Genomic DNA, 12,678 nt, shown 5'->3' with positions numbered 1-12,678 from the left:
TTTATCGTAAAAGCTAAACTTCAATTATTGTTTTTGCGATTTTAGATTCTTAATTATTGTTTCAAAAATAAATCTTCCATCAGTATTTCCAAGTTCGTCGTCTGAGGCACGCTCAGGATGTGGCATCATTCCATATACATTTTTGTTCAGATTGCATATGCCGGCAATATTCTCAACAGATCCATTAGGATTTGCATCTTGACTTATAGTTCCGTCTTCTGTACAATATCTAAATAAAATTTGATTGTTTATTTGTAAAGTTTCTAATGTTTTTTTGTCAGTATAATATCTGCCTTCGCCATGGGCTATCGGAATTTTTAATGTCTTTCTTCCATTTTCGGAATAAATAGTGTTTTTATTCTCTGCTTTAATAAATGTGTTTTTGCAAATAAATTTCTGATTATCATTGTGAAGCAAAGCACCAGGGAGTAATCCTGTTTCGCATAAAACCTGAAATCCATTACAAATGCCAAAAACAAATCCTCCGGAATTTGCAAATTCTATTACTTTTTCCATTATAGATGAGTGTCTGGCAATAGCTCCCGAACGTAAGTAGTCGCCAAAAGAAAATCCTCCCGGAAGAATTATTGCATCAACGTCTTGAAGGCTTATGTCCTTGTGCCACAATTCAATAACATCTTGATCTAAAATTTCTTTTAAGACATATATTACATCGTGATCGCAATTTGAACCTGGGAAAATAACAACACCAAATTTCATAATATTTCACATTTAAATTCTGGCCAAAGATAGTAAAAAGTGATAATTAAATAGCTGAACTTATTTTTCACTTTAAAACAAATATTGATAAAACCAGTTACTGAGTGAAATCTAAATCAAACTTAATGGTTTATTTAAAAAATTCTATTGTTTAGTTTTAAGCAAAACTTATTGAAACTAAATTATATACAGAATAGATTCGGATTGGGATATTCTTGAAAATAATTCATCTAACAAAAAAGGGATTATAATAGTCAAGCTAAAATAATCCCTTTTTTATTTCTAATTAAAAATGGTTCTAACTATTTATCCTCATTTTATAGAACGAACGATATACAAAATATAGAGCTACAGCAAGAAAACCAATTCCTACATAAGGAGCAATTTCACTAAATTGTTCTGAAATTGCAATTTCCATTGCCAATAATCCGAATAATGTTGTAAACTTAATTACTGGATTTAATGCTACAGATGAAGTATCTTTATAAGGATCGCCAACAGTATCACCAACTACTGATGCATCGTGTAATGGCGTTCCTTTTTCCTGCATATCAACCTCAATTACTTTTTTGGCATTGTCCCAAGAACCTCCGGCATTTGCCATAAATATTGCCTGATATAATCCAAAAAATGCAATAGACAATAAATAGCTAACAAACAAAGAAACGGGAGCATTCGATTCCCCTGGTGAAGACAAAAATGCAAATGCTAATGCAAATGAAAAAATTGCAATAAAAATATTCCACATCCCTTTTTGAGCATAAACTGTACAGATTTTCACAACTGCTCTCGATTTTTCAACATCTGCTTTTTTAGGAGCGTTGGGGTCAAGATTGATATTTTCTTTAATATATTCAACAGCACGAGCGGCACCGGTTGTAACAGCTTGAATTGATGCTCCGGTAAACCAATAAATTACCGCTCCTCCTAATAAAAATCCCATTATAGTATAAGGATTTAACAGATTCAAAATTTCGGCAGGTTCTACATGCAAAGTATGCTTTATCACAAGAATTAGTGAAAATATCATTGTGGTTGCACCTACAACGGCTGTTCCGATAAGAACCGGTTTTGCTGTCGCTTTAAAAGTATTTCCCGCTCCATCGTTAGCTTCAAGGTAATATTTAGCTTTCTCGAAATCTGGTTTAAAACCAAAGTCTCTTTCAATTTCTGGTGTTCTAATATCTTTTTCTTCTTCAATTAAAGAAAGTTCGTAAATAGATTGTGCATTGTCGGTAACTGGACCATAACTGTCAACAGCAATAGTAACAGGTCCCATTCCGAGCATTCCGAAAGCAACCAAACCAAATGCAAATATCGAAGGATAAACCATAAAACCATCTAATCCAAAAGTGCTGGCATAATATGCAATAAACATCAATAAGAAAAAGACCATACCTTTCCAAAATGCACTAAAGTTTCCGGCAACTAATCCCGACAAAATGTTTAATGAAGCTCCGCCTTTTTTCGATGCCTCAACCACTTCATTGACATGTATTGATTTCGGGCTGGTAAAAATTTTGGTGAATTCTGGAATTAAAGCAGCACCAAGTGTTCCGGCACTAATAATTACTGATAAGGATATCCAAAGATTATTTGGAAGTTCTTTAATTGTAAAATAACTTACAACAAAAGTTACAACGATTGATAGAATTGATGTTATCCAAACTAAAGATGTCAGTGGTTTTTCAAAATCAAGATCGTCGGCATTTTCATATTTTGCTTTAGTCAGTGCTCCATTTATCCAGAAGGAAACTATTGAAGTGATTATCATCAATATTCTCATTAAGAAAATCCATGAAAGAAGCTGTACCTGAACATCTATGCTTGTTACTGCAAGCAGAATGAAAGAAATTAAAGCTACACCTGTAACACCATAAGTTTCAAAACCATCGGCTGTAGGACCTACACTATCGCCGGCATTATCGCCAACACAATCGGCAATAGTTCCCGGATTTCTTGGGTCGTCTTCGCCAATTTTGAAAATCACTTTCATTAAGTCTGAACCAATATCTGCAATTTTTGTAAAAATTCCACCTGCAATTCTTAATACCGAAGCTCCCAACGATTCGCCAATTGCAAAACCAATGAAACTTGCTCCGGCATATTCTCCCGGCACAAAAAGTAAAATGATAAGCATCATAATCAGCTCAAGAGAAATAAGCACAACACCTATACTCATACCTGCATTTAGCGGAATGTTTAAAAGTTTTATAGGTTTACGTTCTAATGAAGCAAATGCCATTCGCGAATTTGCCAATGTATTCATTCTAATTCCGAACCAAGCGACCGAATAAGATCCCAGAATCCCAATCACGGTCCAACCAAGAATCATCATAACTCCACCAAATCCAAACAGATTTTCGCCGGTTTCAGGGTCGTTTGAAAGAAAACCAAAATAAAACGCAACTGCTGTTCCGATAAAGACAAACAAAATTGCAAGAAATTTTCCTTGCTGAATGAGGTAGGTTTTTCCGGTTTCGTAAATTACATGAGCTACATCTAACATTGATTTATGAGCTCTAATTTTTTTAACTTTCATAAATTGGTATAAACCAAACAAAAATCCTGCAAAGGTGATTAAAAACCCCCAATACAAAATTGTTTCTCCTTTTACATCCTCGGGTATTACTAAATCTGCTTCGCTAGCAAAACTTAAAATAGGAATGAGAAAAACTGCTACAATACTTAATAATCTCTTTTTCATACAATTAACAATAATAATTTTTAATAATAAAGTGTGCAAAAATATAATAGAAAATGTATTTTACAACACAAAATTAAAAAAAGATGTTTTATAGCATGCTATTTTGGTTCACTATGCAGAAGCAATTTTCCTGCTCACACCGAAATGTTGTTAGTGCGTTTTTAGAATGAAGCTACCAAACAATTGCATAGTGTGGATTAGAAACAAGAAAATGTTTTTCAATTAGAAATCAGGAGTCCCGACTTTTCGGGATGACTGATTCTAAACATAAAAGTAAGGCAGTTTTTGTCGTTTTCTAATAGCTTATTAAATGAATAAACTTTAGTTCTATTTAAGTTCAAATTTCTTTTCACAAATTATTTCATCGAACAATAGTGTCCTCAATATGTAATTTCCAGGCATTCGCTTTTTTGGCGAAATTGAGATTGAACTGCTAATAGTCGATTTTGAGGTTTGTGGTATATGTTCAATTTTTTTCTTATAAAAAGACTTTCCATCGGTTCCTATCCAATTAAAATAGAAAATTAACATTTCGTTTTTATATTCAGAGAGATTTTCTAAATCTAAAAAAGCACGAACTCGCTGTTTTTCTTTTATTTCAAAAATTGTATTAACTCCAATCCGATTGCCAGTTTTTTTATCAATTTTGCTGCATAGCGTGATTGAGGCTTTAATATTTTTTTTCTTTACAGGAACAGGTTCTGGTTTAGTCTTCAATTGGAAATTTTTCTGCGCAATCAATTTATTGAATAAGAATAATTGAAGAGAATATTTTCCAATTTGTCGTTTTTCAGACGAAATTGAAATGGAACTACTGATGCTTGCTAATGAATCTTTCGCTTGTAAATCAATTTGTTTTTTGTAAAATGTATGACCCATTGAATCTATCCAATCGAAACGAAATTGCAGTTCTCTATTTTTATATGCAAACCTATTTTCAAAATCGACTACAGCGCGAATTTTTTGTTTTTCTTTTTGAAAAAATACCGTATCCACACCAATTCGTTTTCCTGTTTTTTTGCTTACTTTTCTGCAAAAAGAAATATCTGCAATTATTCTTTCTCCATTTTCATTGATAATCTGAAATTCCGGAAGAAGTACAAAATTCTTTTCAGCTATAAGTTCACGAAAAAAATATAATCGCAATTTATATTTTCCAGCTTGACGAGTTTCAGGCGAAATAGAAATTGAACTTTTTAGTATTGAAGAAGTGTCGGAAGGAGTTAGTAAAATTTGTTTTTGGTAGATCGACTTTCCATATGAATCTATCCAATCAATATGAAACATTAATTCACGTTCCTTATAGAAATCACGATTTTCTATCTCTATGAAAGCTCTGACTTTTTCTTTTTCGGCAATTGTAAAAACAGTTTCTTTACCTGCCAATTCGCCTTTCTTAATATTCATTTTTCTATAAAAAGTAATTTTTGAAGAAATATCGTCAGGCTTTTTTGCAGGAAAGACTATCGTGGAATCGGCATAAATTTTTGGTGTGTCAGTACGAGTAGAACATCCTATTGTGAAAAACAGTGCTGTTAGCAGGGAAATTATTAAAATGGACGTTTTCATATTTTTTCTTTTTTATACTCCCAATTTTTTATATCATACGAATGAAAAAATTACTGCTTCTACGTTTCACTCCATAGAAATACTTGCACAGCGGCAGCATAACTACTAACATAAGAGCTACACCAATCAGAGATTCAAGAACCTCACCTTCGCGAAATAAAAATCCTGTTCTTTTTACAAAAACTCCCATAATTGCAATGTGCATCATATAGAAAAAAAGTGCAACCTTACCGGGAATTGTAAACACACTCAAAAGTTTCGGAGCTACTTTATTTATCGCAATAAAACCTGCAACCAATAACACAACCCAACCGAACCACCAAATGCTGAAATACAAACTTGGCGGATATTTTTGGTCAAAGAAAAACGAATAAGAACCAAAATCGGAGTAGGTGAAAATATTTCCAAATCCACGACTCATTCTCACAATTGTTGCCAGAGCAAATGCTCCCAAAGCAATTATGATGCTCATTTGAATTCTTTTCTTGTCGGTTTCCCAAATTTTTAGCCAGCCGTTTGCCATTACTGAACCCAAAACAGCCATTGCGAACCAAGGCAAAACAGGGTATTTATTAAATTTGCCGGCATCAACAAAGGTTTGCATCAAAACTTGAGGCCATCCAATTTCGGGATTGTAAGGAATTTTTAGTAAAAATGGATGAATAATTAAAACAGCAAGTGCAATGAGAAGTTGAAAATACCAGCGCATATTCACAATAAATGACAATAAAATAATTGAAACTCCTATGCTTGCAATTATTCCAAAATGCCAGGGCTTGAAAGTAGTGAAACCTCCCCAGGAAGAATTTACCCATGTCATTTGCAGAACTATCAGAAACAAACCACGTTGAATAAATTGCCAACGAATTGATCCACCGGAAGTTCCTTTTGCCCGCTGTTGTTGATTTGACCACCAAATCATGGCTCCAGCCATCATCAAAAATCCGGGTGCACACAAATATCCTACATAGCGTAGGGCAACTTGCCCCCAGTCAGTAAATACAGGATCTAATGGGTCAAGATATTTCCAAATAGAATTGAAATAGTAAGAGCAATGATCGACAAGCATAAGAATTATTATCAAACCACGAAATTGGTCGATGAATAAAAATCGGGGTTTTTCTTTTGCCATGCCTTTCATTTTTGAATATAATTTATTATTTCCCAAAATCTATCGTGACCATAATTCATAATTCCTTAAAACTTTCTGTTTTCTACAATTAATCAGGTTTCGCAATAATAATTAATCCTTCGTCCTCATCGGCAACATAAATATAATTGTCGTCCATATCAACACCCAAAGCAAACTCAGAACCAACAGAACCAACAAGTTTTGGATCGGAGACAAGAGTAACATCAATTATTCTTAAACCATAAGTTTCTGTAGTCATATATACCAGATTGTTATTATAAATAATTTCTTTGGCATATCCTCCGTCATCTAAACTTCCAACTATAAAAATATTTGCTGTATCAGAAAAGTCAACAATTTGCAAACCGGCAGTTCCGCAAGCTAAAAAAGCAATAGATTCGAGTCCGGAAACTGCAACATCTTCGGCATATCCCGGAGTATCTTTCCAGCCGGCAAGAGGATATTCGCCATATCCCTCCTGAAAATCTGTAATATTGTAGATAGATAAACCCATTTCCCCACAAGCTACCAATAACTTGCTGCTGTCAGCTGTAGTAGCCATACTTCTTGCATAACCTGAAGTTTTAAATTCTACTCGTATATCGGGCTGGGTTGGATAACTAATTTCACAAATGCCAACTCCCTGTTCGCTAATTGCCGTGAACAAATAATTTCCCATTATGTGAAAATCTTTGGCAGGTTTCATACCCAAATTCGAAACACTTACAAATGGAGTATCAGCATCACTCACATTGATGACATTTATACCAAACGAGCCGGCAGCAAGATAAACCGCAGTGTCTTTTATTTCAATTTTATTGCAATATCCACGAACTCCATAACTTGTAGTTGAAACTGTTTGAGGATTTTCGGCATCGCTAATATCAACTATTACCAAACCACCTTCGCCTTGAGCGATATATGCCAAATTGTCTTTTATAACTATATCTTGTGCATAGGCTGTAGTAGCTAATTTGCTAACTACCGAATAGCCACCCGTTGTTTGCGATTTTAAAGATTCTGGTTCGTTTGGTTTTCCACATCCAACCAATAAAAAGCCACTTAATAATACTAAAGTAAGTAATCTACTCATTTTCATTTCTGTATTTTTTAATAATTATTTTTTGAATTTCTGATTTTATAATTTAAAACTATAGGACAATTTCAAACCTAATTGATTTTGAAAATAGTCCTTTTCGTTCGATAAATAAGTTTTGTTTTCCTCGGCACTTGTATCTGAATTTCTAAGATACCAATTGTAAAATACTGCCAATTTAGTTTTCTTCGAAAGCTTTAAATTGTAGGTTAAATATACTCTAATATTATCATCTACTCGTCCGGCATGAGTTGGATCATCTTCAAGGTAATGCACCGACGAAAAATAGCGTTTCATAATTTTTGCTTCTATGTTGAAATCGTTAGAACGTTTCTTCAATTTTGGCAACTTCCAGTTCATTCCAAGAATAAAAATATCTTCCTTGAATGAGCCATCCGAATCATCGGAATTAATTTTGTTTTCAAATTCTTCGTCGAAAGCCTGTGCATCTGAGCTAACAAATTGATAGCCAAGAGTTAGCCTGATTTTTTTATTTAATGGTTGATATAGTTTTATTCCATAAACCAAATTGAAGCAATCATACTCGGTGAAATGTTCGTTATAATAATATTTAAAATATGAAAACGACAATTTTATTCGTGAGTTTTTGAAATATGTATTTTGAAACCAAAAATCATAACTGTCTTTCGAAAATGCCATAGGTTTGAAAGTTTCTTTTGTATATCCTAAAACATCAACCCAATCGTCGTCGCGAAAATGACGAATGTAAAAATTCGGAATATGTCCATACGAAATTTTAAAACTCGCTTTTTTCTTCAAGTATTGCCTAAATCCTAAGCTCATTGAACTCCATGTTTTTACATCGTTCATGGCATATTTTTTATGGCTAAAATCGATATTTATTTTCGATTTATATTTTTTGAAAATGCGGAAAATATAGGTCGATTGAAGCGAAGGTTGAATAATTATATCATCGTAGGTTTGGATATGAAAGCGTCCTTCGTCTTCATTATTATGAAACCTATCTAAATATTTCTCAGAATATTTCAGAATATTATTGTCGTAGGTTGAAGAAAGCCCTACTACGAACTCGAATTTCTTCGACTTTTTTTTCTTTTTCTTAGTCTTCTTTTGAGCAAATACTTCTCCACTTGCAAGAATAAATATCAAGCTAAACAAAATGATGCTTATTCTTGTTGTGAAGAATTTTACTTTGGATTTTTTATTTTGCATAGGTATATTTTTTGATTGAAATTTGAAATTTGGCATAACAATACATTTTTTCCAATTTCATTTTTCATTTATTTCATTTTCTTAATTTAACATCTTTTTTGGGTAACAAAAACCTACCTAACATAGAATTTTTGTCTTTGTCGAGAGGGATAATTTCGTAAGTGTGTTTTCCTTTGGGGACATTTATTACAAATTCGCAGGCTTTCCCAGGAATCAATTCTTTATTGTCTTTATACACAGCAATTTCGGAACGGCGACTGCTCAGTTGGTAGGTATTAATCACCTTAGAATTTTCTTTCACTTGCAAGCGATAATGAATTCGTCCTTTCATCTGATAATGATTTTCTATTCGAGTTAAAACTCGCAATTGTGTAGGTCCGAAAATTTCTATTTTTACAGGCTTTTCCATAGAAAATCGATAATAGTTTACGGTAGATTCTCTTGAAATTAAATCAACAGGTTCGGAAGGTTGTTTTGGAGAAAATGCGATCCATTCTTGTTTTTTCTTTTTTACGGGTGTAAAAATATAGCGATTAGCCACCGGAATATTTTTATCCTTTAATTTAACCTCTATAGTATGATTCCCGCGTCCTAATACAATTTCAAAATCTTCGAGCTGCCCTGGCACACCTAAAGAGCCTTTCAAATAGGTAGCTTTTTTTGACCGCTCCACATCACTTATTTTCACATTTTCAGTTTTGCCGCCATCAATAGTATATATTATTTCATAATTGATATTGTTTCCTTGATTAGGAACAAATCGTCCGCGAGACAGAATGCGTAATATTCCCGGACCCTGGATATTTATTGTAGATAATTTTTCAGAACTTAAAGAGTAGTATGATCTCGATTTCCCGGAAATTAGTGTAGTTACTTTTTTCTGGAAATTTGTTGGTTTTAGCGAGCGAGATTTTTTTGCTGATTGTGCAATTAAACCTGAAACTGATATAACCAGAATAAAAAAGATTGCTTGAATTTTTTTCATTATCTATATTTTAAAAGTTAGTCATTTTTTTTGAATAAGAATTTGAAAAATAGTTCTGTGGTATTTTCTTTCCATTTCATAAATCTAAAATACTATCTGTTTCATGTTTGTTTGCTTTTTGAATGTTGGCTAATGGAACCGGATCTGTACCGAGCTGATGATGTTTTTTTTCAACTATATATACCAAAATTACAACAACAAGTAAAAATATTACTGCAAGTGATGTTATCAAAATACTATATTTTTCCTGTACGAAAATTTTCCCTTCGCCTGGTTCTGGAAGTGGATCGGGGCTATTAGGCAATCCGTATTTTTCAAGCAATTGACTAATATTCAAAAGGTGAATTATAGGAATTGCATTTTGTGCCATCTGAATTATTACACCATGAACTGGAAAATTGCTCATCGGCAAATTTTGTGTAAGCCCTACAGGAATTAGTTTTCCATTAATTGTATTTCCAAGACTTGCAATACCTCCTCCAACATTAATGAAAGTTTTTATAGGCTTTCCATTGCTGTATTTTTCATAAATGTTCATACGTTTAGAAATACTTTTTTCTAAATGTGCTTCATGAATAAAGTCCATTTCATTTCTTTCAATTGCCTCAGTTATCAAATCTCGTCCTTTTGGGCTCAATCCTCTTCCAAGATCGGCTCCTCCTCCTATTGATGCAGCTACTGATTTTTTAGGGAATATTTTTGATTTGTATAGAATATTTTCCATATCTAACCAAGTGTAGTATGGATCGTTTGCACCCCAGTTTGATGCACCGACCGACGATATAACGATAGGATTAAGATTTAAAGTTTTCAAAGCAGCCAGAACAGAAATATTCAAACCCGGAAAAGAACCGGTAAAAGCTACTGCTACATTATCGCCTGCTTTCAATGCTGCATCTTTTAGCATTTGGACAATTACAGCTGCAAAATTCGGGTTTGTGGTTGCTAATTTTGATTCAATATATCCACGGTCGGTAGTTATCAAAGTATATTCTTGCCCAATTAAAGCTGTTTGGTTAGGATCGTTTATAGCATCAATAAAAATTCCCTTACCTAAACGATAATTTTTTAAGTGGTTTACAGCCAATTGTGAGAGTTGTGAGGCTTCGAGTTTTTCGTCGTACCAATCTTGTTTCACATCAACTTTCCCGTTTTCTACAGCTATAAATGCCAATAGTGCCAAAAATGCCAAAACGCTTAATACAATGTTTGATTTTGCTCGAAATTTCATCAATTTATATGTCTGTAAAGTTGGAAGTATATAATTTATAATTCATAATTATTTTGGCAATAAAGCTCCGGCAAATATTAATATCACAATTAATCGGACAAATACAGAGGAAATGAACAATACGCTAAGTGTTTTAAAAACTCCTTGCTTTCCGAACCAATAGGCGATTAATCCGGGAATTGCCCAACCAACGGCTTGAAGTTCGACTGTAGTTGCAGCAATATCTATTTTCATAAAATATCTTGAAAAATACGCTAATAAACAACCAATTAATAAACTAAGAACCATTTGACGGCGTCCATAGAGAAATGTATATTTGCTTAAAGCTTTTATTATCAAAAAAGTAAGCAAACTTACAATTATTATTCCTGCAAGCCTTTCGGGATGCGAAAGTTGCAACGCTATGTATCCGGGAACAACTATCCCTCCGGCTGCCAATCCGAATACTTCGTAAGACAATAAACTAAAAACTAAACCTAAAGTAATTGCTAATTCAATCATAATTTGTGGAACTTCTATTTTCGAAAAACTCAGCTGTTTCAGCACCCATTCCTCCCATATTTCCTATTGCAAGTATTGTGGACTTTTTATCAGTTATTGACAATACTTTTTCAAAAACATTTTGAGGTGTCGTTAAGCCTAAATTAATAATTTTATTCTTTGGCAATCCGTAGCCAACTGTCATGTTTTCAACAACTTCAGTAGATTGTCCAATCAACATCAAACAATCTATTTCATTTGCCAATTTGCCACCTGATAGTTCTGCTAACTGTCGAGCCCTGTCAAGTCTGTCTTGTCGGGTATTCAAGAGAATTATTCTTGTCCCTTCAAGCCCAATTTCTTCTTGAATAATTTTCCATATCATGAAAGTAGAATCGGGATCGTTTGCAGCAAATGCGTTATAAAAAAATAACTGCTTTTTGAATGCTTCAACTTGATGACATCTTAAAGCTCCGGCATCCGGGACAGCTTCATACATACCTTTTAATGCTGTTTCTCTGTCAATTTTCAAATGCTGGCAAACCGACAGAGCAAGTGCAACATTATCTCTGTGTTCAATATAGCTGAAGCCTTGCATTTCATCAGGTGATACCGTTTTGGTTTCAATAAAAAATGACTTTGAATTTCGTTTGTCGGCAATTTCTTTTAATGTATGAGGTATGACATTTTCTGATGAAAAAAAACTTTCGTTTTTAGGAATTGTTCTGCCAAGTGTTTCAGCAATTTCGGATAGAGTGTGGCCCATAATATCTACATGATCTAATCTTACATTAGTCATGACTCCTACATTTGCGTGAATCATTTGATTTTCGGTAATCGACTGAAATTGTGGTTGTAGAGCCATACATTCCATCACTAAGGCTCTGACTTTTCTGCGTGAAGCAAATTTCACAATTGACAATTGTTCTAAAATATTTGGATCTGATTTTCTATGTATGAAAGTTTCGGTACCGTCTTCCAAAATTAAGCGAGGAAACGTGCCTGTTACTTTTGTTATGGTCGAAATTCCGCCAGCTCGCAAGCCAGCTCCTATCAGACGAGTTACACTCGATTTTCCTCTTGTCCCATTTACATGAATACGCATAGGAATTGAATATATTCGTTTTTGATGCCGGTTGTATTCTATTAAACCAAAAACCGTGGCTGCAAATGCCATAACCAATAAAATGTAGAAAATGTACATATTTTATTTTATATTTGTATGTAGAGACATTTTAGTGTATGTCTCTACATATTCGCCTTCAAAATATGGTCGTTCGACAATTGCAAAATTTAATTTAAGATAAACAACTTCATAGTTTTTGTAAATTTCTCAGTCTGAATTTGGTATAAATAAACTCCTGAACTTACTCTTTTTCCAGAATTATTGGTTCCGTTCCACATTACAGAATATTTGCCTGCCGGCTTTTTGTCGTTTTGAAGGTCTTTTATCAATTGCCCTCTTATGTCGAATATTTTAAGCGAAACAGTGCAGTCCTCGGGGAGTGTATAACTTATCCAGGTGTATGGACTGAATGGATTCGGATAATTTTGCTCTAAACTA

The 12,678-nt window shown here is 33.6% G+C and carries 11 protein-coding genes; all 11 read right to left on the bottom strand.

The features are described 5' to 3' along the window. Positions 1-24 precede the first annotated feature (24 nt). Positions 25-720, bottom strand: coding sequence for a phosphoribosylformylglycinamidine synthase subunit PurQ (purQ, locus tag HN894_09350; protein MBT7143532.1), 696 nt, complete (start codon positions 718-720; stop codon positions 25-27). Between the two features lie 298 nt (positions 721-1,018). Further along, positions 1,019-3,427, bottom strand: a complete 2,409-nt coding sequence (locus tag HN894_09345; GenBank protein ID MBT7143531.1) for a sodium-translocating pyrophosphatase — start codon at positions 3,425-3,427, stop codon at positions 1,019-1,021. A gap of 327 nt (positions 3,428-3,754) precedes the next feature. Further along, on the bottom strand, positions 3,755-4,996 hold the full coding sequence (locus HN894_09340; GenBank protein ID MBT7143530.1) for a hypothetical protein: 1,242 nt from the start codon (positions 4,994-4,996) through the stop codon (positions 3,755-3,757). Positions 4,997-5,024: 28 nt separating this feature from the next. Then, complete coding sequence (locus HN894_09335; protein MBT7143529.1) at positions 5,025-6,128, bottom strand: DUF1624 domain-containing protein; 1,104 nt, start codon at positions 6,126-6,128, stop codon at positions 5,025-5,027. 88 nt (positions 6,129-6,216) lie between these two features. Continuing rightward, positions 6,217-7,227 carry a hypothetical protein gene (locus tag HN894_09330; GenBank protein ID MBT7143528.1) on the bottom strand — a complete coding sequence of 337 codons (1,011 nt, stop codon included), beginning with the start codon at positions 7,225-7,227 and terminating at the stop codon, positions 6,217-6,219. Between the two features lie 39 nt (positions 7,228-7,266). Continuing rightward, the gene (locus HN894_09325) at positions 7,267-8,418 is read right to left on the bottom strand and encodes a hypothetical protein (protein MBT7143527.1); all 1,152 of its coding nucleotides are present in this window, start codon (positions 8,416-8,418) and stop codon (positions 7,267-7,269) included. A 73-nt stretch (positions 8,419-8,491) separates the two neighbouring features. Further along, positions 8,492-9,403, bottom strand: a complete 912-nt coding sequence (locus HN894_09320) for a hypothetical protein (protein ID MBT7143526.1) — start codon at positions 9,401-9,403, stop codon at positions 8,492-8,494. A gap of 76 nt (positions 9,404-9,479) precedes the next feature. Further along, a complete protein-coding gene (gene pgsW / locus HN894_09315) occupies positions 9,480-10,634 on the bottom strand; it encodes a poly-gamma-glutamate system protein (protein ID MBT7143525.1) in 1,155 nt (384 codons plus the stop codon). A 48-nt stretch (positions 10,635-10,682) separates the two neighbouring features. Next, positions 10,683-11,135 (bottom strand): poly-gamma-glutamate biosynthesis protein PgsC, encoded by a 453-nt coding sequence (gene pgsC / locus HN894_09310; protein ID MBT7143524.1) that lies wholly within the window; start codon positions 11,133-11,135, stop codon positions 10,683-10,685. Next, positions 11,128-12,318 (bottom strand): poly-gamma-glutamate synthase PgsB, encoded by a 1,191-nt coding sequence (gene pgsB, locus HN894_09305; protein ID MBT7143523.1) that lies wholly within the window; start codon positions 12,316-12,318, stop codon positions 11,128-11,130. Before pgsB ends, pgsC begins: the two co-directional genes overlap by 8 nt. 89 nt (positions 12,319-12,407) lie before the next feature. Then, on the bottom strand, positions 12,408-12,678 hold a 271-nt coding region (locus tag HN894_09300; protein MBT7143522.1), incomplete at its 5' end, for a T9SS type A sorting domain-containing protein.

This window comes from Bacteroidota bacterium, assembly GCA_018692315.1.
GTDB lineage: Bacteria > Bacteroidota > Bacteroidia > Bacteroidales > JABHKC01 > JABHKC01.
This window is presented reverse-complemented; position numbering and strand designations above follow the sequence as displayed.